The sequence below is a fragment of the Streptomyces sp. NPDC059582 genome (assembly GCF_042735715.1).
In the GTDB taxonomy this organism is placed as follows: Bacteria; Actinomycetota; Actinomycetes; order Streptomycetales; family Streptomycetaceae; genus Streptomyces.
In genome coordinates this window covers 1-20,688 of sequence record NZ_JBHWCC010000048.1, presented here as the reverse complement: position 1 = coordinate 20,688, position 20,688 = coordinate 1, and the positions used below count along the sequence as shown (strand labels likewise).

Below are 20,688 nucleotides of genomic sequence, written 5' to 3'. Positions count from 1 at the left end.
AGCTCCTAGGAATGCTTGCGCCGGAAGGACGTCACACGGTCCAGTCGAGGATGACCTTGCCACCACGGCCGCTCGCCGCGTCGGCGAACGCCGCCTCGAAGTCGCGGTAGCCGTACCGGGCGGTGATCACGGGGGCGAGGTCGAGGCCGCCCTCCAGCAGCACCGACATCGCGTACCAGGTCTCGAACATCTCACGGCCGTAGATGCCCTTGATGGTGATCATCGAGGTGACGATCCGGGCCCAGTCGACCGGGAACTCCTGGGACGGCAGGCCGAGCATGGCGATCCGGCCGCCGTGCGTCATGTTGGCGATCATGTCGCGCATGGCCTCGGGGCGGCCGGACATCTCCAGGCCGATGTCGAAGCCCTCGCGCAGGCCGAGGGTGCGCTGGCCGTCGGCGATGGTGGCTCCGGAGACGTTCAGCGCGAGGCTGACGCCTATCTTGCGGGCGAGCTCCAGGCGCTCCTCGCTGACGTCCGTCACCATGACGTGACGGGCGCCCGCGTGCCGGGCCACCGCCGCCGCCATCAGGCCGATCGGGCCGGCACCGGTGATCAGTACGTCCTCGCCGACCAGCGGGAAGGACAGCGCGGTGTGCACGGCGTTGCCGAACGGGTCGAAGATCGCGGCGATGTCGAGGTCCACCGGGACGCGGTGCACCCAGACGTTGGTCGCGGGCAGGGCGACGTACTCGGCGAAGGCCCCGTCGCGGCCGACGCCGAGCCCGACGGTCGCCCGGCACAGGTGGCGGCGTCCGGCCAGGCAGTTGCGGCACTTGCCGCACACCAGGTGGCCCTCGCCGCTGACCCGGTCGCCGGGCTTGATGTCGGTGACATCGCGGCCCGTCCCGACGACCTCGCCGACGAACTCGTGCCCGACCACGAGCGGGGTGCGGATGGCCTGCTGCGCCCAGCCGTCCCAGGCCTGGATGTGCAGGTCGGTGCCGCAGATGCCGGTCCGCAGGACCTTGATCAGTACGTCACCGGGCCCGACGACGGGCTCCGGGACGTCCGTGAGCCACAGCCCGGGCTCCGCCTTCTCCTTGACCAGCGCCTTCAACGCTACGGCTCCTGTGGGTGAGGTCCCGGCCGCGGGAATGCCGAAGGCGTCCGTATCCGGGGAGAGGAGTGGAATCGCCTAGCAATCTGCCGCATCGCGGGGCCCTTGGCCATCGAGGTTTTCTTAAGCGGAACCGCAGCTTTCCTTCACGCCCGCCCGTCCGGCCTGCACCGGCACGCCCCCGCTGCCCGGTCGGCCCGGTCCACCGGACCCGTCCGGTCCCCCTGTCGGCCCAGTCCCGGCGTCCCCCTGTCGGCCCAGTCCCCTTGTCGGCGGACCCGGTCCCGGGGTGTCGGCGGACCCGGTCCCCGTGTCGGCCCGATCGTGGTCGGCCCGATCGTGGTCGGCCCGATCGTGGTCGGCCCGATCGTGGTCGGCCCGATCGTGGTCACCCGCGCCCGTCGGCCCACTCCCCGGTCGACCCGGTCCGCTCAGAGCGGGAGGCCGCCCTCCTCGCACCGCTCCAGGCGGGCGGCCAGCTCGGCGGCCGTCGACTTGATGGTCTCCAGCCCGGTCCTCCCCCAGGGCCGGGGTGCGGCGTCGGCCACGCACACCGTGCCCAGCACCATCCCGGTGGTGTCGATCAGCGGGGCGCCCAGATAGGAGTGGATGCCGTACTCGTAGACGATCGGGTTGCCGGCGAACCGCGGGTAGTCGCGGACGTCCTCCAGCACCAGCGCCTTGCGCCGGACGACGACATGCGGGCAGTAGCCGTGGTCGCGCGGCAGCCAGCGGCCGACCTCGGGCCGGCCGGCCGGGACGGCCTGGCGGACCTCCGGGAGGTGCAGGCCCGCGAAGAACTGCCGGTCCTCGTCGATGAAGTTGACCATGGCGTACGGCGCCCCGGTGAGGTGGGCAAGGCGGTCCGCGAAGGCGTCGAGCGCGGGTTCGGGCTGCTTCCCCAGTCCCAGTCCGCGCAGCCGCCGGGTACGGGCGGGTGCCTCCTTGTCCTCGGGGGTGAGCAGCAGTCGTCCCGCCGGGCGCGGTGGGTCGTAGCTCATGGCCGGACTCCGGCCGGTCGGGCGTGGGTCATCTACGGGCTCCGTGGGCGGTGTGGGTCACATGTGGGCGCCGCGGCTGGGCTCGGGGGCGGCCGGGGCATGGGCGATGAGATGGCGTACGAGGGTCAGCAGGGTCTGCACGCCGGAGGCGGAGATCCGGGCGTCGCAGCGGACGACGGGGGTCCCTGGGCCGAGGTCGAGCGCGGCGCGGACCTCGTCGGGGGCGTAGCGGTGGGCGCCGTCGAAGTCGTTGATCGCCACGATGAAGCCGAGGCCGCGTTCCTCGAAGAAGTCGACGGCCGCGAAACATTCCTCCAGCCGGCGGGTGTCGGCGAGGATGACCGCGCCGAGCGCGCCCTCGGAGAGCTCGTCCCACATGAACCAGAACCGCTCCTGTCCGGGTGTGCCGAACAGGTACAGGACGTGTTGCGGGTCGAGGCTGATGCGGCCGAAGTCCATCGCCACGGTCGTCTCGACCTTGTTCTCGATGCCGTCGAGGTTGTCGGTCGCGGCGCTGACGGTGGTGAGCAGCTCCTCCGTGCTGAGCGGCGCGATCTCGCTCACCGCGCCGACAAAGGTCGTCTTGCCGACGCCGAACCCGCCCGCCACCAGGATCTTCAACGCGGTGGGGAAGGGATCGGGCCGGTCCTCGTACTCAGAGCTGTCGTCGTAGTCCATCGAGCACTGCCTCCAGAAGGGCCCGGTCGGTGGGGTTGTGGTGGAACTCGGGTGGCTTGGTGGTGAGCACCCCGCAGTCGACTAGGTCGGACAGCAGCACCTTGGTGACCGCCGCCGGCAGCTTCAGATGGGCGGCGACCTCGGCCACCGAGACGGGCGCGTAGGAAAGGGCGAGAGCCTGCGCGTGCTCGGGGCCGAGATAGCCGAGTGGGGTGACTCCGGTGGCCCTCACCTGCGAGATCAGGTCGAGCGAGATGCTCGGCCTGGTACGGCCGTTGCTGACCGTGAAGGGTCGCACCAGCCGTCCGGCCGCGTCGTCGAGCCAAGGCCCGTCGCCGGCCGTCGTCATGCTCAACGCCTCATCACCGGAGGTTCGACGGCGTGCTGCCGGGGCGCGGTCACCAGGTACGGGCGGACGCTCTTGACCAGCATCGCCATCTCGTACCCGAGCACCGCCGCGTCGGCCTCGCGGCCGGCGAGCACCGCGAGACAGGTACCGGAGCCCGCGGTGGTCACGAACAGCAGGGTCGAGTCGAGTTCGACCACCACCTGCCGTACGTCACCGCCGTCGCCGAAGCGGATGCCCGCACTGCGCCCGAGGGAGTACAGGCCCGAGGCCAGGGCGGCCATGTGGTCGGCGCTGTCGTGGTCGAGGCCGTGGACGGACTTCACCAGGCCGTCGCAGGAGAGGAGGACCGCACTGGTGGTGTGCGGCACGCGCTGCACGAGGCCGCTCATCAGCCAGTCGAGATCGGATACCTGACCGGTCGGCGCATCGCTCGCCATGGTGGATCGACTCCTTGGGGTACGAAGGTCCGCGGGAGCGGTGGGGGTGGATGTGGGGGTGGACGTGGGGGTGTGCGCGGAGGTGGTCATCCGGCTGGTGCGCTCCCGTCGTGCCGGGTGGTGTGGTGGTCGGGCGCCGGCGCGGGCCGGCCGTCACGCGCGCCGTGCGCCTCGGGGGACGCGGGCGCGTGTGCGGGGTGCGCCTGGGCTATGGCGGTCGTGTCCAGGAAGGACCGGGGTACGGCGGCGGGGGGCGGCGTCGGCACGAGCGCCACGTCGCTGAGGGACGCGCCGGGCGGCGCCGCCGACTCCAGGCTCTGCTGGGCCTCGGCGAGGCCGACGCCCCGTTGGAAGGCGGCCATCAGACCGGGGTCGTGTCCCGCGACGAACTCGGTGTCCTGGCGCGGCGCGGGGCCGCCGCGCAGCTGGGGTGCGATGTGCTCCTGAGCGCGGCGGCGTGGCAGTTGGGGCTTGCCCATGGTGCCGCGTACGGCGCCGTTGCGCGGGGCGGGCAGGCCCCCGGCCGTGTTCTCCGCGACGGTCCGCCGTTCGTCGGGGCGGATCCCGGGCACGGCCGAGGCGGGGGTGGACCGCTCGCCCCGGGGGCCGCGGACGGGGAGGGGGGCGGGGGTGACTCCGTTCGGCTGGACGGCGGGGCCCGCGTCGTTCCCGAACGAGGTCGGTCCGGATCCGGCGCCGGTCCCGAACGACACCGCCGCGGCACCGTCCGCCGCCGGAGCCGCGTCGCCGCCGACCGCCGTGGGGAGCGAGCCGTCATGGCCGGGCATCGGGATCGTGCCGCCGCCGTTCGGCGGAGCCGGGACCGATGCGGTGCCGTGCGGTGGTGTCGTCGCCTGCGCGCTGCCGTTCGGCGGCGGGGTCCAGCCGGTGCCGTGCGCCGCGGCGGACGGTCCGGCGCTGTCCGTCGTGCCCGCGGCGCCGGTGCCGCCCGGCAACGGGCCCCGGCCGCCGACGCCCGACGGGGTCGTCGAGGGCGTCGAGGTCGTGGCAGACGTGGCAGAGGTGGAGGTCGTAGGGCCACCAGCACGGGAGACGGGTACCGGCACCGGTCCGCTGCTGCCCGACACGGGGACCGAACCGCCGACACCCGGCAGGGTCGTGGAGCCGGTCGCGGCCATCCGGACCGGTTCGCCGATGCCCGGCACGGCAGCCGGAGGGCCCGCGGCCGAACCCGGGACCCGAGCCGGGGCCGGGCCCCGGGCGTTCCCGGTCGGTGCCGGACCGCCGCCGTTCCGGGTCGGTGCCGAGCCGCCGCCTCCCGGCCCGGCGGCCGGTCCCCTGCCGTGGGCGGGGGCTCCTGATCCCTGCTCGCCGCCGCGTGGCTGCCGGTGCCGTGCGCCCGACGGCGCGGCGCCGGATCGCGGGGGCGGTCCGCTCGGGCCGCCCGGCTGGGCCTGCGGCCGCGGTCCTGTCCCACCGTCCGTCAGGGCCTGCTGCTGCGGTACGGCGCCGTCGGCGCCCGGCATCGTGCCGAGCAGCCCCTGGGGTACGACCAGGACGGCCTGGACCCCGCCGTAGATGTTGGACTGGAGGCGGACCTTGATGCCGTGCCGGCGGGCGAGTTGGGACACCACGAACAGTCCGATACGGCCGTCTGCCAGCAGCCGGGCGACGTTGACCTGGTCGGGGTCGGCCAGCAGCGCGTTCATCCGGCCCTGTTCCTCGACGGGCATGCCGAGGCCGCGGTCCTCCACCTCGACGGCGAGCCCGGAGGTGACGAGGTTGGCGCGCAGCAGCACCTGGGTGTGCGGCGCGGAGAACACCGTGGCGTTCTCTACGAGTTCGGCCAGCAGATGGATGACGTCGGCGACCGCGTGCCCTCGCAGCTCGCCGTCGATCGGCGGGACGAGCTTGACCCGGGAGTACTGCTCGACCTCGGCGATCGCGGAACGCAGTACCTCGGTCATCGAGACCGGGTTGCTCCACTGCCGTCGCGAGACCGCTCCGCCGAGCACGGCGAGGTTCTCGGCGTGGCGGCGGATGCGGGTGGCGAGGTGGTCGACGTGGAAGAGCCCCTTGAGCAGGTCGGGGTCCTCGATCTCGTTCTCCAGCTCGTCCAGGATCGAGATCTCGCGATGGACGAGTGACTGGAGTCGGCGGGCGAGGTTGACGAAGACCTCCAGCTTCTGTTCGCTGCCGGTCTGGCTGGAGAGTTGGGCTGCCTGCACGACGGCGGTGACGGCGCCGTCGTGCGCGCGGGCCAGGTCCGCGGCGAGCAGTTCGAAGTCGTCGGCGTCCGCGGGCGGCCCGCCGCGCGGCTTGCGCTGGGGCGCGTTCTCGCCACGGCGCAAGGCCTCGACCACGGCGCGCAGTTCGGCCTCGCCGCGCGCGCTGCTGCGGCGCAGTGCGCCGACGCGGTCGTTCACCGAGCGGGCGGCGCGGTCGGCGGCCACGGCGGCGATCACGATGCCGGCGACGCTGACCGTGAGGGCCGCGGTCAGTACCGCCCACAGGGTGAGACCGTGTTCCGCCCCCGCGGTGCGAACGGTGACCAGGATCGCCGCGCACGCGCTGAGGGCGACCGCGACCGGCGGAAGCACGGCGAGGCGCAGGAGTTGAGACCGTATGTGGGTCTCGGGCAGCGGAGGGGCGGTGCGGGCTACCGGCCGTCCGTGCCGCCCGCCGCCCTCACGGCGGTCTGCGCGTGCGGCCGGTGCGCGGAGGTGAGACATCGGTGTCCTCGTACTGGTCCGTCGGGCCTGGTTGCTCGCGCGTGATGCGCAGCTCGGGCATACGCCATCGCGGTGTCGGTCGCGAGAGCCGAGAAATTCGGCCCTACGTCGCCCGACGGACACTCACAGTAGTCGTCACCGCATCACGTGCGGTGGGCAGTTGACAAAGTCCTACGGCGAGCTTCCCGCTCTGGTATGAGGCCTCGTACGACAGACCGATAACCCCTCAGACCTTCGCTCCCGAAGGGCCTCCCAAGAGGCAATGAACGGTCTCACCCGATCAGAAATGGTCACTGTCGGTAATGTGCGTGGGTGGCTCTCACAGCGACTCATTGCCGCGCTCACGTTCGCGCCTACCCCTGCGCCTACCCCTGATACCTGCGCCTGGGCCTGCGGTCGGGAAGCACCGCGTTCCCGTCCCGGGGCACGGCAAGGGCGCGGATTGGTACCCGCACCCGTACCCGTACCTGTGCCTGTGCCTGTGGAGCGCACCGACTCGCGGCGGACGGAGGAGTGGCCGGCCGACCGGAACAGTCGTCTCCCGGCCGACGCGACGACGGTGTCGGACGACATCAGGGCAACGGTCGGCATGACGCGTCGGCCGAAACGCCGACATCGCCCGACCGCCCCGCGCACGCGGGCTTCGGCGACCGCGGAGGGAGGTCGTCCCGGACCGGCCTCCGCCGCTCCCCCGGCTCCCGCTACTCCCCTTACTCCCTCGCGAGTTACTCCCCCGCGAGAGCCGGCTCCGGACCGGTCGACGCGACCGGCGGCCAGGTCGGCCAGCCCCCGGTGGGCGGCTTCGCGACGGCGCGCCACCACGGGTTCGCGGGCGATGCCTCGGTCGGCTCGAACGGCTCCCCGGCCCGCGGTGCCGCCAGTGTCGCGCCCGCCTTGTGCAGGGCGCGCATCGTGCCCTCGCCCGGCTCCGCCCACGGATGCGGGGCCAGGTTGAAGGTCGCCCAGTGGATCGGCAGCATGACGCCGGCCGTCGGGTCACCGGACTGCAGGTCGAGGTGAGCCCGGACGCCCTCCTCCGGTGTCATATGGATGTCGGGCCAGAACTCCGAATAGGCACCGATCTGGATCATCGTGGCGTCGAACGGGCCGTGGTCCGCCCCGATGTCCTTGAAGCCGTCGAAGTAGCCCGTGTCACCGCTGTGGTAGACCCGGTGCCGCTCGCCGGCCACGACCCAGGAGGCCCACAGCGTGTGCTGGGTGTTGCGCAGCCCACGCCCGCAGAAGTGGCGGGCCGGGGTCGCGGTCAGGGTGAGCCCGCCGATCCGGGTCGACTCGTGCCAGTCCAACTCGCGCAGCCGGTCGGGGGACACACCCCAGCGCTCGAGGTGGGCGCCGACGCCGAGCGGCACCGCGAACAGGGTGTCCGTGCCGGCCAGTTCCTTGATCGTGGGCAGGTCGAGATGGTCGTAGTGATCGTGGGAGATGACGACGACGTCGACCGGGCCGAGCGTGGCCAGCGGCACGGGCACCGGGTGCAGCCGCTTGGGTCCGGCGAAGGCGAACGGAGAACAGCGCTCGCCCCAGACCGGGTCGAACAGCACCCGGTGGCCGTCGATCTCGGCGAGCACGCTGGAGTGTCCCATCCAGGTGAGGCGCAGTCCGGTGGCCGGCGGCCGGGCCAGGTCGGCGAGGGTGGTGGCGTGGACCGGGATCGTGCCGCTGGGCGCGCGGTGGGACTTGGCCTCCTTGTCGAAGTAGGTCTTCGCCAGGGTCGACGCCGAGCCCGAGGGCCGGATCCGTGAGGCACCGCCGGGGTTCTGGAAGACCCCGTCCTTGAAGTGGGGTGATCGGCGGATGCGCGCCATGCGTTCTCCGCTCGGGTCCGCGCCGAAGGCTGCGGGCCGCAGCGCGCGGAGCCCGGAGCTCGGGGAACGGAAACCGGTCACGGCACCTCCAGGTGGGGTCGGGGCGTTCCATTATGGTCGGCTCCTCCGACAACACCGGACCCCGGTCGTCCCTTCCCGTCCGGCCGGACCGCTCTCGTGTCCGCCGTCACGCGCCGAGCCGCGTTGACAGGCCGCGAGAGGTCTCCGGATACTGACTCGTCATTCAGTAACTTCGGCACCCCCGCTCCCCAGGAGTCCGCATGACCTCCCCTCTGCTGTCGCTCACCTGGACCGACCACGTCACCGGCCGCCAGGGCTTCCTGGTCGTCGACCGGTTGGTGCGCGGCGTCTCCAGCGGCGGGCTGCGGATGCGCGAGGGCTGCACGCGGGACGAGATCGCCGGGCTCGCCCGCGGCATGACCATGAAGGAGGCCCTGCACTACAACCCCGAGGGCCGCTACATCCCGCTGGGCGGAGCCAAGGGCGGTATCGACTGCGACCCGCGCGACCCCGGGGCGTACGGGCTCCTGGTGCGCTACCTGCGGGCCATGCGGCCGTACGTCGAGAGCGTGTGGACCACGGGCGAGGATCTCGGCCTCACCCAGGACCTGGTGGACAGGGCCGCGGCCGAAGCCGGTCTGGTCTCCTCCGTCCAGGCCGTCTATCCGCTGCTCGAGGACGAGGCCGCGGCCCGGCGGCGGCTCGCGGACGCGTTCGCGACCGAGGTGGACGGCATCGGCCTGGACGAGCTCGTCGGCGGCTGCGGTGTCGCCGAGTCGGTGCTCGCGGCCCTGGACCGGGCCGGTGTGCCCCACCGGGGGACGCGGGTCGCCGTGCAGGGTCTGGGCACGATGGGCGGCGCCACGGCCCGCTTCCTCACCCGCGCGGGACTGACGGTGGTGGCCGTCGCCGACGTCAAGGGCACGATCGCCAACCCGGCGGGGCTCGACGTGGAGGCGCTGCTCGCGGCACGGGACGCGTACGGAACCGTGGACCGCGCTGCGCTGCGCCCGGCCGACCGTGAACTGCCGGGCGACGCCTGGCTGTCCGCCGACGCCGAGGTGCTCGTACCGGCGGCCGTCTCGTACGCGATCGACAGCGCCGGCCAGGAGCGGATCACGGCCCGCTGGATCGTCGAGGCGGCCAACATGCCGGTCCTGCCCGAGGCGGAGGAGCTGCTGGCCGCACGCGGGGTGACGGTGCTGCCGGACGTCGTGGTCAACTCCGGGACGAACGCCTGGTGGTGGTGGACGCTCTTCGGCGACATCGGGCCGGACGCCGACGAGGCGTTCGCGTACACACGCCGTTCGATGCGTGCCCTGGTGGAGCTGATGCTGACCCGCGCGCAGGCCGACGGGACGACTCCGCGGGCCGCGGCGCACGCCATCGTCGCGGACCGGCTGCCGGTGATCGCGGAGCGGTTCGGCTGGTACCGGTGAGCGGTGCGGCCGGGGGCGACCGACTAGGGTGACCGCGTGGCGAGAGTCCGGTTGAGTGTGGCGCAGCGGCGGGAGGAGCTGCTGCGGGCCGCCGTCGAGCAGATCGAGGCACGGGGCGTGGCGGCGGTCAGGATCGCCGACGTGGCCTCGGCGCTCGGGGTGAGCAACGCGCTGGTGCTTTACCACTTCTCGACCAAGGAGAAGCTGGTCGCCGCCGCCTTCACCCACGCCGCCGAGGAGGATCTGGCTCAGCTGCGCAAGCTGCTCGGCCGCCGGACGACCGCGGTACGGCGGCTGCGGTCGGCCGTGCGCTGGTACGCCCCCACGGGGCAGGCCAAGGGGTGGCGGCTGTGGATCGAGGGCTGGGCGGTGGCCCTGCGCGAGCCCGCGCTCCAGGACGTCACACGGGACCTGGACCGGCAGTGGAAGGCGGCCATCGCCGAGGTCATCTCGGACGGCGTGGCCGGCGGCGAGTTCGCCTGCCCGGACCCGGGCGGCACGGCCCTGCGCCTGACGGCGCTGCTCGACGGTCTCGCCGTGCAGCTGACGTCGTACGCCGGTGCCGTGTCCCGGGCCCGTGCGCAGGAGTGGGTGGACGAGGCGCTGGCCCGGGAACTGGGACTCGCCCGGGGAGCGTTGACGGCGTAGCGGTGGGGCCGGCAGCCGCACCGGCCCCCCATCCATGCCGCTCGCCCGCTCAGGCCACGGCCGCGATCCGCTCCTTGATGTCGTCCGGGGACAGCGCGCCCTTGGCGGTCACGTGGTCGCCCGAGGACTCCCCGCGCAGTCGGCGGCCGATCCACGGAACCAGGTACTCGCGCGCCCAGTGGACGTCGTCGCGCCGGACTTCCAGGGTGCCGCGCGGCGGGAGCGCCGGCCAGAGCTGCTCCGGGTCGGCCGGCACGTCCAGGCCGAGGGCCAGGCCCGCGCGCAGGGCCACCCGCGTGTGCCCCTCGGGCGAGAGGTGCAGCCGGTCGCCGTCCCAGGCCCGCCGGTCCTGGACGGACTTCAGGGACCACAGGTCGAGCACCGGGCAGCCGTACCGGTCCGCGACGGCGCGGACATGCCCGTTGTAGGTCGCGATCTTGCCGCGCAGGTGCTTGAGCAGGGGCACACCGCGGGTGTCGAAACCGGTCGTCACCAGGACCGTGCCGGACACGGCGGTCAGCGCGGCGATCGCGCGCTCGAACCGCTCGGCCACCTCGTCGGGGTCGGTCCCTGGGCGGAGGATGTCGTTGCCGCCCGCGCAGAAGGAGACCAGGTCCGGCGCGAGTTCGACGGCCTGCGGAAGCTGGTCGGCCACGATCTGGTCGAGCAGCTTGCCCCGCACGGCGAGGTTCGCGTACGTGAAGTCGCCCTCGGGCCGCCGGTCCGCGAGGAGCACGGCGAACCGGTCGGCCCAGCCGACGAACGCCCCGTCGGGGCCGGGGTCGCCGACGCCCTCGGTGAAGCTGTCCCCCACCGCCACGTACGACCCGATCACTGATCTGCTGTCACTCTTCGAATCGTCTGCCACGTCGGCCCATGATTCCCCTTCGAATGTGACCTACGCGACCGTAGGAAGGGGTTGACGGACGGTGAGATAAGCCACTGCTAAAGAGTTGGCCAACCAGGGAATAAGGACGTCGCGGGCGGCGGTACTCCGGTCAGCCGACGGCGACGCCGTGCGAACGGAGGTAGGCGACCGGGTCCACGTCGGAACCGTAGCCGGGCGTGGTGCGGATCTCGAAGTGCAGGTGCGGGCCGGTCACGTTGCCCGTCGCGCCCGAGAGTCCCACCCGCAGGCCCGCGGTCACGGTCTGCCCGGCGGAGACGGAGAGCTGGGAGAGGTGGCCGTACTGGGCGTAGTAGCCGTCCGCGAGCCTGATGACGACCTGGTTGCCGTAGGCGCCGGCCCAGCCCGCGGAGACGACGGTGCCCGCGCCCACGGCCTTGAGCGGGGTACCGGTCGGGACGACGAAGTCGACGCCCGTGTGGTAGCCGCTGGACCACATGCCGCCCGCCACGCGGTAGGCGGTGCCGACGGCGCCGCCGGAGACCGGGAGGGTGTAACCGGTGGCGGTGGAAGTGCCGGTCGTAGTGCCGGTGGAGGTGCCGGTGGAAGTAGTGGGAGCCCCGCCGGTGGTGGCGGCGGCGAGCTCGAGGTCGGGCGTCGAGACGGAGGGGGCGTCCTTGGACGACGACTTCGCCGACGACTTCGCCGACGAGGACTCCACACCCGACCCGGCGCGGGCCTTCGCGCCGATGCTGAGCTTCAGGCCCGGGTGGATCAGCGACGGGTCGGCGCCGACCGCCGCACGGTTGTCCTGGTAGAGCCGGTGCCAGCCACCGCTGACGTGCTGCGCGTCGGCGATCTTCGAGAGGTAGTCGCCGGTCCGCACCGTGTAGGTCCGGGCACCCTCGCCCTTGTCGGCGGCCTTCTCGGCGACCTGCTTCACGGCGGTCTGCTCGTGGGCCACCGGAGCGGACTGCGCGGCCTGTCCGGCAACGGACCCGGCGGGGGTCTGGGGCGTCGCAGCGTGCGCGCCGGCGGCCCCCATGAGCGGGAGGGCGAGTGCGGCGCCGCCGGTTCCGGCGACGGCGATCGAGCGAGTGAAGCGCTGGGCCTTGGGGCGGCGGTGCTTACCCTTCGCGGGCATGGCGAATTCCTCTCCGGCGCCTGCGAGGTGAGCTGTCGGGTGCGGGCTGGAGATGCCCGGCCGCGCTCGCGGCGCGGCTGTACCCCGAGCCTGTTCCGGAGACCGGAACAGGCGGTCGTGCCTGTGGGTCCCCCGCTCCTGCCGGGCACGGGTCAGTGTGCGGACACCGGGCGCCGGCAGGATTAGGCGTTCGCCCGGATTGATGGCGAACGTAGGCGAGTGGGAAGCAGGGGAACAAGCAGGTGTTTTCGGAAGTTCCCGAATTGCTTGATCCATGACGGGAATTCACGGTCACCCTCCGTGAATTCCCTCAGCCCCTTTTCCGTAATTCCCTGGGAGAACTCCTGAATTACGTGAACATGCCGGGCGACTCACGGTCACCGGTATGACGCTCCTCACGCACCCCTCGACGATTTCCCTTATTCCACGGCGATTTCTAACGAAAGCCGCAATCCGGGCACTTCGCTCAGACGCGGCGGAGACGGATGACCGTCGCGTCGAGGTCGCCCCGCAGCCCCGTACGCATCCCGTGATGCAGCAGCACCGCCCCTCGGTGAACTTCGCCCGTTTCATGGCATTTGTACGAAGCCTCCGGGTCGAGGCCGCGCAGCCGCAGCGCGGGCACGGGCTCGCCGTACCGCTGCGCCTGGAGGCAGGCGAGGACGACGGTCTCGTCCCCGCGGACGTACTGCACGGCACTGAGTCCGCCCTGCGGGGCCCGCAGCCGGTAGAGGTCGCCGTGCTGCACGAGCGGGCGGATCTCCTTGTAGAGACCGACCCAGTCCGCAGCCTCCGCGAGCTCCTCCTCGGTCCACCGGGTGAGGTCTCCGCCGACGCCGAGCACCCCGGCCATGGAACTCACGAACCGGAACCGCAGCGAGCTGGCCCGGCCGTTGAGCTGGACGTTGGGGCTGTCGGTGACCCAGGCGGCCATGACTCGCGCGGGGTGGATCTGGCTGAAGCCGTGCTGGATGGCGAGCCGGTCGAGCGGATCGGTGTTGTCGGAGGTCCACACCTGGTCCGTACGGCTCATGATCCCCAGGTCGATCCGGCCGCCGCCCCCGGAGCAGGACTCGAAGGCGACGCCCGGATGGGCCGCCCGGAGCCGGTCCAACAAGGCGTACAGGGCGCGCACGTGGTCGACCCACAGCCGCTGCGGATAGGGTTCACCGGGCCAGCCGGCGTCGGTGAAGCAGCGGTTGAAGTCCCACTTCACGTAGTCGATCGGGGCACTGTTGAGCAGGGCGTCGAGCCGCTCCCAGAGGTATTCCTGGACATCCTCGCGCGCGAGGTTCAGCACGAGCTGATTGCGCAGTTCTGTCCGCTTTCGTCCCGTCTGGTACTGCACCCAGTCGGGGTGTGCCCGGTACAGGTCGCTGTCCGCGTTGACCATCTCGGGCTCGACCCAGATCCCGAACTGCATGCCGAGGGCGTGCACATCGTCGGCGAGGGGCTTGAGGCCGGCCGGGAAGCGGTCGGGGTTGGGCGTCCAGTCGCCGAGCCCGGCCCGGTCGCTGGTGCGGGCACCGAACCAGCCGTCGTCGACCACGAACAGCTCGACGCCGATCGCGGCGGCGCGCCGCGCCAGCGCCCGCTGCTGCTCCTCGGAGATGTCGAACTCGGTGGCCTCCCAGGAGTTGAACAGCACCGGCCGGTCCCGGTCGGCCTGCGGGACGACGTACGTCCGCTGGTAGTCGTGCCAGGCACGGCTCGCACCGCCGAATCCGCCGTCGCTCCACAGCCCGGCGAAGACCGGCGTGGTGAAGGACTCCCCCGCGGCCAGCCGCAGCAGGCCCGACTCGTCGTACCCCGCGCCGCCGGTGATCTGCACGCGCGCGTCGGGCAGTTGCGCCACGGCGATCCGCCAGGACCCCGACCAGCCCAGCGCACAGCCGTAGACCTCGCCGCGTTCCTCGGTGGCGTCGGTGTCGAGCGCGACCCAGGGCAGGTGCTGGTGTCCGGTGTGGCCGCGGCGGCTGCCGATGACCTGCTCGCCGTAGGTGAGCTCGGAGCGCGTCAGCCGGGACTCGGCGGCCCAGCGGCCGTGCAGCTGGGACAGGCGCCAGCCGTCCCGGTCGGGCAGGGTCCAGACGGCGGAGTCGGCGCGCAGCACCTCCAGGGGCGCGGGCCCCTGGTTGTCCAGGGTCGCCCAGCGCTCGACGACGTCGTCACGCATCCGGTAGTGCAGCGTGACGACCGTCTCCGCGTCCCGGAACCGCAGCCGCAGCTCGTCACCCTCGGTCTCGTCCCCGTCGAAGCTCCACTCGGTGCCCCGCCGCTCGTCGGTGCGCAGGGACAGGGCGGGCCGGACGAAGCGGGGACCGCCCTCGGCCGGGTACTCCTCGCGTCCGTCGAGCGGGGACTCGAAGGGCCAGTAGTCGGGCAGCGGGCGGGTCGCGAGGGCCTCCGCGTCGGCCAGCCCGATCCTGGGGCCCCAGTGCAGGTGCAGGAGCTCGTCGTCCCCGGTGAGATGGACGGCGTAACTGCTCTGCGGTCCCGACAGCAGCCATGTACGGCCGTTTCCCGCGATCTCCAGCATCAAGGCCTCACAGAGTCGAACAGACGTGAACAGGTCCCAACATCATCAAGGGCTCGGGGCCTCCCGGGCAATGTCCTGCGGACAAGTCCTCGCCACGGACCGGCGTCCCGGCCCTCGCCTGTGGACAAGTCGTCGCCGGCGTCCGCCCTGGCCGCCCCTGCTGTGGACAACCCGTTGCCCCAGGAATCCATGTCGTATCGTCGAGAGCGCATCCCCGTCGGCCACCCGCCGAGCCGCGCCGCCGGGGCGAGCGGGAGGAGCCCCCCTTGACGCAGCAGGTCCCGTCGACCGAACCCGAGCTGGCCGGAGTGCGCAACTTCCGTGACGTGGGCGGGCTGCCCACCGTCGACGGACGGCGGGTGCGCCACGGTGTGCTCTTCCGCAGCGGCCACCTCGCGCACGCGACCGACGAGGACGCGGCGTTCCTCGCCTCCCTGGGACTGCACACCGTCTTCGACTTCCGCAACGCGGCGGACCAGAAGCTGGAGGGCCAGGACGTCGACCTGCCCGGCGTGCGCAATGTGAACCTGCCGCTGTCGGACCCGGCGGACGGCTCCGAGTTCTGGAAGATGGTCCGCGACGGCGAGATCGACCAGTTGCGCACCCTCCTCGGCGAGGGCAAGGCCGCGCACCGGATGATCACGTCCTACCGCACGATCGTCCGGGAGCGCACCCGGGAGCACTCCCAGGTGCTGCACTCGCTCGCCGAGGACAGCGTCCCCGCCCTGATGCACTGCGCCGCGGGCAAGGACCGCGCCGGACTCTCCATAGCCGTGACGCTGCTCGCCCTGGGCGTGGAGCGCGAGGCGATCCTCACCGACTACCTGGAGTCCAACGCCAAGCACCGTCGCTACAAGGTGCGCCGCAGCGGCTCCTCCTCGGCGGGCTACTCACCCGAGGTCATGGAGCTGCTCAGCCCCCTGTTCGACGCCCGCGCGGAGTATCTGGGCGCGGCCCTCGAAACCGTCGAGGAGACCTGGGGCGGCGTCGACACCTACCTGGAGCAGGGGCTCGGGCTGGCGCCTGAGACCCGGGAGCGGCTGCGCGAGCGGCTGCTCGACTGACGCCCGGCCACGCGGGCCCGCCGCCGCGCCTGCGCCTACTGCTGGGCGCCGACGCCACGCGGGCCCGCCGCCGCGCCTGCGCCTACTGCTGGGCGCCGACCTCGAAGAGCAGCCAGATGAACGCGGCGAGGACATGCCCCACGGCGATGTAGATGATCAGCCGGATCCAGAGGGAGCGGGGGAACTTCTCCTCGATGTCGCTCATGACGTCTCTCCAGTGGTCGGGCCGAGGCACAGCGCGGCCGTCGGGCTCTGCAACAGGGTGTGGACGAACAGGAGCTCCAGGCCTTCGGGATCCTGTGCGGCGATGCGGTGCGGGGTCAGCGAGTCGAAGTGCGCGCTGTCGCCCGGTTCCAGCACGTGCGCGGCGTCGCCCAGGCGCAGCCGCAGCCGCCCGGCGAGGACGTACAGCCACTCCTCGCCTGGGTGCACGCGCACGATGTCGCCCTGGGAGCCGTACGGCACGTGCACCCGCAGGGCCTGCATCCCGCGTCCGGGCGACCCGGCCTGGCGGTACGTCCAGCCGCCCGCCACGGTCGGTTCCATGTCACCGGCCCGCATGACGGCGTCCCGGTCGGGGACCGTCTCGCCCAGCAGTGCCGAGACCGTCGTACCGTAGATACGGGCGAGCGCGAGCAGCATCGGCAGCGAGGGCTGGCGCTGCCCGGTCTCCAGACGGGAGAGATGGGCGGGCGACAGCCCGGCGGCGCGGGCCGCGGCCTCCAGGGTCAGGGCGGCCCGGCGGCGCAGGGAGCGCAGCTGCGGCGCGACGACCGGCAGCACGTCGGCCGGCCCGTGCGACGGTTCGTCGGTAGGCTTGTGCGGCGGCTCCGCGGCCGGGCCGTGGCGCGGCTCCGCGGTCGGTCCGAGCGGTGGGTCGGGCACGGCTTCGGGGGAGCTCATGCACACCATTGAGCCGGATTATTGCCTCTGCGGCAAATTTCTTGCCTCAGAGGCAAACCCGCCTCGGCGCACGGCAACGTACTCGCCCCGGAACGTCCCCGGCCACTCCTCCACCGGGTCGGCCACCGCCTGCTATCGGTTGGCCACCGCCTGCTTGACCAGCGTCTTGCCGAAGTCCCACATCAGACCGCCACCGCTGTGGGCGTCGTCCATCACCTCGGTGAAGGCGTCGACGAACCGGTCCACCTCCCGCTCGCCGACGATCAGCGGCGGGATCAGCTTGATCACCTCCAGATGGTCTCCGGAGACCTGGGTGAGGATCCGGTGCCGCTGGAGCAGCGGCACGACCACCATCTGCGCGAACAGTCCCTTGCGCGCGGCCTGGAGCATGGTCCAGCGGCTGCGCAGCTTCAGCGACTTCGGCCTGCCGAACTCGATACCGATCATCAGGCCCCGGCCGCGGACGTCGGCGAGCAGCTCGTACTTGTCGGTCAGTGCGGCGAGCCGGGACCTCAGCAGGTCCCCGGTGGCGCGGGCGTTCGCGACGATCTGCTCGTTCTCCATGACCGACAGCACGGCGAGCCCGGCGGCCATCGCCTGGGCGTTGGACCCGAAGCTCGCCGAGTGGACCAGCACCCGGTCCATGGACGAGTAGACCTTCTTGAAGATCCAGTCCTTGCCGAGCGTGGCGCCCACCGGTACATAGCCGCCGGAGAGCGCCTTGGCCACGCACACGAGGTCCGGCTCGACGCCGTCCTCGTGCTGGTAGGCGTAGAAGTCGCCGGTCCTGCCGAGCCCCGTCTGCACCTCGTCGGCGATGAGCAGCGCCTTGTGCCGGTGCAGCAGTTCCTGCGCGGCGCGCAGATAGCCGGGCGGCGTCTCGTGCACGCCCTTGCCCTGGATCGGCTCGACGACGAGAGCCGCCACGTCCCCCTTCTTCAGCTCGCGGGCCAGCGCGTCGAGGTCGCCGAGCGGGACCGCCGTGTCGGGCAGCAGCGGCGCGAACCCGTCCCGGAAGCCGGACTCGCCGTTCACCGAGAGCGAGCCGGTGGTCAGCCCGTGGAAGGCGTGGTCGCAGTACAGGATGCGCGGCCTGCCGGTGGCGTACCGGGCGAACTTCAGCGCGGTCTCGACCGCCTCCGTACCGCTGTTGCCGAAGAACACCCGGTCCAGATGCGGGCTGTGCGCGAGCAGCTTCTCGGCCAGCAGTCCGGGCAGCGGCTGGCAGTCGAAGCGGGTGAGGTCGGCGAGGCCGGCGTCGAGGACGTCGTGCAGCGCCTTGCGGACCACGGGGTGGTGGCGCCCCAGGCCCATCACGCCGAACCCGGCGAGCATGTCCAGGTAGTCGTCGCCGTCCGCGTCCCAGAAGTACGCGCCCTCGGCCCGCACGTAGACCCTGTCGAAGCCGATGGTGTGCAGCATCCGCGGGAGCTGGTGGTTGAGGTGCTTGGCGTGCAGTTCGTAACGCTCGGCTCCGCGCTCGGCCAGCAGCGCGGCGAGGTCGAACTCCTCGGTCATTCGGGTTTCTCCTTGACTGCCAGGCTTGCGCTGATCCGTCCGGCGACCTCGACCGGGGTGAGGCCGATGTCGGCGAGCACCTCGCCGCGTTTGGCGTGTGCGAGGAACTGTTGCGGGATGCCGAACCGCCGTACGGGTACGTCGACGTCGGCGTCGCCCAGTGCCAGCGCGACCGCTGCGCCGACGCCGGCCGCACGGCTGTTGTCCTCGACGACGGCCACCAGACGGTGTGCGGCGGCGAGGCCGGGGAGCGCCGGGTCGACGGGCTTGACCCAGCGCGGGTCGACCACGGTGCAGCTGATGCCGCGCGCTTCGAGGAGCTCGGCGGCCTGGAGGCAGACCGGCGCCATGACGCCGACGGCCACCAGCAGCACCTCGGGCGTGTCCGGGCCGTGGTGCAGGATGTCGACGCCGCCCACGTGGCCGACGGCCGGGATCCGTGGGCCCACCGACTCCTTCGGGAAGCGCACCAGCGTCGGCGCGTCGTCCACGGCGACCGCCTCGCGCAGCTGGGCACGGAGCTGGTCCGCGTCGCGCGGCGCGGCGATCCTGAGACCCGGGACGACCTGGAGCACGGACATGTCCCACATGCCGTTGTGCGAGGGGCCGTCGACGCCCGTGACGCCGGCCCGGTCGAGGACGAAGGTGACTCCGCAGCGGTGCAGCGCCACGTCCATCAGCAGCTGGTCGAAGGCGCGGTTGAGGAAGGTGGCGTAGACGGCGACCACGGGGTGCAGCCCGCCGGTCGCCAGACCGGCCGCCGAGACGGCCGCGTGCTGCTCGGCGATGCCGACGTCCCACACCCGGTCCGGGAAGCGGGCGGCGAACTTGCCGAGGCCCACCGGGTGCAGCATGGCCGCGGTGATCGCCACGATGTCGTCCCGCTCCTCGCCGATCCGGACGATCTCGTCGCCGAACACAGAGGTCCAGGACGGTCCGCCGGCCGGTGTGAGCGGCTCGCAGGTGAGCGGGTCCATCACGCCGACGGTGTGGAAGCGGTCCTCCTCGTGGGCGAGGGCGGGTTCGTAGCCGCGTCCCTTCTCGGTGAGGCAGTGCACGAGGACCGGCCCGTGGAAGCGCTTGGCACGGCGCAGCGCGGACTCGACGGCCTTGAGGTCGTGCCCGTCGATCGGTCCGACGTACTTCAGCCCCAGGTCCTCGAACATGCCCTGGGGCGCGAACGCGTCCTTGAAGCCCTTCTTGGCACCGTGCAGCGACTCGTAGAGCGTGTGGCCGACCACCGGGGTCCGTTGCAGTACGTCCTTCCCCCAGGCCAGGACCTGTTCGTAGCCGTCGGTGGTGCGCAGGGTCGCCAGGTGGTTGGCGAGGCCGCCTATGGTCGGCGCGTAGGAGCGTTCGTTGTCGTTGACGACGATGATCAGCGGCTGGTCCTTGGCGGCGGCGATGTTGTTGAGCGCCTCCCAGGCCATACCGCCGGTGAGCGCCCCGTCGCCGATGACCGCGACGACGTGGCCCTTCTCCCCCAGTACCTGGCGGGCCTTGGCGAGGCCGTCCGCCCAGCCGAGCGCGGTGGAGGCGTGGCTGTTCTCGACGATGTCGTGCTCGGACTCCTCACGCGACGGATAGCCGGACAGGCCACCCTTGCCGCGCAGCTTGGAGAAGTCCTGACGACCCGTCAACAGCTTGTGCACATAACTCTGATGACCGGTGTCCCAGACGATGCGGTCCACCGGTGACTCGAAGACCCGGTGGATCGCGATGGAGAGTTCCACCACTCCCAGGTTGGGTCCGAGGTGCCCACCGGTCCTGGCGACCGCGTGCACCAGGAACTCTCTGATCTCTTCGGACAGTTCGCCGAGATCCGCCTCGGACAGCGCCTTAAGGTCGCGTGGTCCCCGGATGCTCTCCAGAATCGTCACGCTCGGGCCCCCTTCGGTCCGTGCTGTTCAGCTCACGGTGACGGCCGGCTCCCCCGCCGCGACGCCGTCCTGCTCCATCTGTTCGGCGATCTTCATCGCTTCCTCGATCAGGGTCTCGACGATCTTCGACTCGGGAACGGTCTTGATGACCTCGCCCTTGACGAAAATCTGCCCCTTGCCGTTGCCCGAGGCGACACCCAGGTCGGCCTCCCGCGCCTCGCCCGGACCGTTCACCACACAGCCCATGACCGCGACCCGCAACGGGACCTCCATACCCTCCAGCCCCGCCGTGACCTCCTCGGCCAGCTTGTAGACGTCGACCTGGGCACGGCCGCAGGACGGGCAGGACACGATCTCCAGGCCGCGCTGCCTGAGGTTGAGGGACTCCAGGATCTGGTTGCCGACCTTGACCTCCTCCACGGGAGGCGCCGACAGGGACACACGGATGGTGTCGCCGATGCCCTGGGAGAGGAGCGCGCCGAAGGCGACCGCCGACTTGATCGTGCCCTGGAACGCCGGACCCGCCTCCGTCACCCCCAGATGCAGCGGGTAGTCGCACTGCGCGGCCAGCTGCCGGTACGCCTCGACCATGATGACCGGGTCGTTGTGCTTCACCGAGATCTTGATGTCCCGGAAATCGT

Annotated in this window: 18 protein-coding genes and 1 riboswitch; of the genes, 3 read left to right on the top strand and 15 right to left on the bottom strand. The window is 72.0% G+C overall.

The window, feature by feature from the left end; genetic code table 11:
• Positions 1–31 precede the first annotated feature (31 nt).
• The 7 genes from tdh to ACFV0T_RS31940 all read right to left on the bottom strand — a co-directional run bounded on the left by tdh (position 32) and on the right by ACFV0T_RS31940 (position 8,125).
• Entirely contained in the window at positions 32–1,060 is a 1,029-nt protein-coding gene (gene tdh / locus ACFV0T_RS31970) for an L-threonine 3-dehydrogenase (RefSeq protein ID WP_385786773.1), read from the bottom strand.
• 431 nt (positions 1,061–1,491) lie between these two features.
• On the bottom strand, positions 1,492–2,061 hold the full coding sequence (locus tag ACFV0T_RS31965; RefSeq protein ID WP_385786770.1) for a GAF domain-containing protein: 570 nt from the start codon (positions 2,059–2,061) through the stop codon (positions 1,492–1,494).
• Between the two features lie 57 nt (positions 2,062–2,118).
• Positions 2,119–2,739: an ATP/GTP-binding protein gene (locus ACFV0T_RS31960; protein WP_385786767.1), complete on the bottom strand. Its 621-nt coding sequence runs from the start codon at positions 2,737–2,739 to the stop codon at positions 2,119–2,121.
• Positions 2,717–3,088, bottom strand: a complete 372-nt coding sequence (locus ACFV0T_RS31955) for a DUF742 domain-containing protein (RefSeq protein ID WP_385786764.1) — start codon at positions 3,086–3,088, stop codon at positions 2,717–2,719. The genes ACFV0T_RS31960 and ACFV0T_RS31955 overlap by 23 nt, the downstream gene beginning before the upstream one ends.
• Positions 3,089–3,090: 2 nt before the next feature.
• Positions 3,091–3,525, bottom strand: a complete 435-nt coding sequence (locus ACFV0T_RS31950) for a roadblock/LC7 domain-containing protein (protein ID WP_385786761.1) — start codon at positions 3,523–3,525, stop codon at positions 3,091–3,093.
• Positions 3,526–3,611: 86 nt separating this feature from the next.
• The gene (locus tag ACFV0T_RS31945; RefSeq protein ID WP_385786758.1) at positions 3,612–6,218 is read right to left on the bottom strand and encodes an ATP-binding protein; all 2,607 of its coding nucleotides are present in this window, start codon (positions 6,216–6,218) and stop codon (positions 3,612–3,614) included.
• Positions 6,219–6,943: 725 nt separating this feature from the next.
• Positions 6,944–8,125: an MBL fold metallo-hydrolase gene (locus ACFV0T_RS31940; protein ID WP_385786755.1), complete on the bottom strand. Its 1,182-nt coding sequence runs from the start codon at positions 8,123–8,125 to the stop codon at positions 6,944–6,946.
• A gap of 200 nt (positions 8,126–8,325) precedes the next feature.
• On the opposite strand from ACFV0T_RS31940, the gene ACFV0T_RS31935 reads away from it, so the two are divergent.
• A complete protein-coding gene (locus tag ACFV0T_RS31935) occupies positions 8,326–9,504 on the top strand; it encodes a Glu/Leu/Phe/Val dehydrogenase dimerization domain-containing protein (protein WP_385786753.1) in 1,179 nt (392 codons plus the stop codon).
• A gap of 36 nt (positions 9,505–9,540) precedes the next feature.
• On the top strand, positions 9,541–10,152 hold the full coding sequence (locus tag ACFV0T_RS31930) for a TetR/AcrR family transcriptional regulator (protein ID WP_385786750.1): 612 nt from the start codon (positions 9,541–9,543) through the stop codon (positions 10,150–10,152).
• A 49-nt stretch (positions 10,153–10,201) separates the two neighbouring features.
• Here the strand turns inward: ACFV0T_RS31930 and ACFV0T_RS31925 are convergent, their stop codons facing one another.
• From ACFV0T_RS31925 to ACFV0T_RS31915, 3 genes are all read right to left on the bottom strand, one after another.
• Positions 10,202–10,987, bottom strand: coding sequence for an SGNH/GDSL hydrolase family protein (locus ACFV0T_RS31925; protein ID WP_385786892.1), 786 nt, complete (start codon positions 10,985–10,987; stop codon positions 10,202–10,204).
• 163 nt (positions 10,988–11,150) lie between these two features.
• Entirely contained in the window at positions 11,151–12,143 is a 993-nt protein-coding gene (locus tag ACFV0T_RS31920) for a peptidoglycan DD-metalloendopeptidase family protein (RefSeq protein ID WP_385786747.1), read from the bottom strand.
• Between the two features lie 4 nt (positions 12,144–12,147).
• A riboswitch (cyclic di-AMP (ydaO/yuaA leader) is annotated at positions 12,148–12,307 on the bottom strand.
• 302 nt (positions 12,308–12,609) lie between these two features.
• Positions 12,610–14,682: an alpha-galactosidase gene (locus tag ACFV0T_RS31915; protein WP_385786744.1), complete on the bottom strand. Its 2,073-nt coding sequence runs from the start codon at positions 14,680–14,682 to the stop codon at positions 12,610–12,612.
• 266 nt (positions 14,683–14,948) lie between these two features.
• On the opposite strand from ACFV0T_RS31915, the gene ACFV0T_RS31910 reads away from it, so the two are divergent.
• Complete coding sequence (locus ACFV0T_RS31910; RefSeq protein ID WP_385786741.1) at positions 14,949–15,746, top strand: tyrosine-protein phosphatase; 798 nt, start codon at positions 14,949–14,951, stop codon at positions 15,744–15,746.
• An 82-nt stretch (positions 15,747–15,828) separates the two neighbouring features.
• On the opposite strand, the gene ACFV0T_RS31905 is transcribed toward ACFV0T_RS31910, so the two are convergent.
• The 5 genes from ACFV0T_RS31905 to ACFV0T_RS31885 form a co-directional block, all read right to left on the bottom strand.
• Positions 15,829–15,951, bottom strand: coding sequence for a DUF6126 family protein (locus ACFV0T_RS31905; protein WP_385786738.1), 123 nt, complete (start codon positions 15,949–15,951; stop codon positions 15,829–15,831).
• Positions 15,948–16,649, bottom strand: coding sequence for a helix-turn-helix domain-containing protein (locus ACFV0T_RS31900; protein ID WP_385786735.1), 702 nt, complete (start codon positions 16,647–16,649; stop codon positions 15,948–15,950). Before ACFV0T_RS31900 ends, ACFV0T_RS31905 begins: the two co-directional genes overlap by 4 nt.
• Positions 16,650–16,781: 132 nt before the next feature.
• Positions 16,782–18,167, bottom strand: a complete 1,386-nt coding sequence (locus ACFV0T_RS31895; RefSeq protein WP_385786733.1) for an aspartate aminotransferase family protein — start codon at positions 18,165–18,167, stop codon at positions 16,782–16,784.
• Positions 18,164–20,047, bottom strand: a complete 1,884-nt coding sequence (gene dxs, locus ACFV0T_RS31890) for a 1-deoxy-D-xylulose-5-phosphate synthase (protein ID WP_385786730.1) — start codon at positions 20,045–20,047, stop codon at positions 18,164–18,166. Before dxs ends, ACFV0T_RS31895 begins: the two co-directional genes overlap by 4 nt.
• Before the next feature lie 27 nt (positions 20,048–20,074).
• On the bottom strand, positions 20,075–20,688 hold a 614-nt coding region (locus ACFV0T_RS31885), incomplete at its 5' end, for a flavodoxin-dependent (E)-4-hydroxy-3-methylbut-2-enyl-diphosphate synthase (protein ID WP_385786727.1).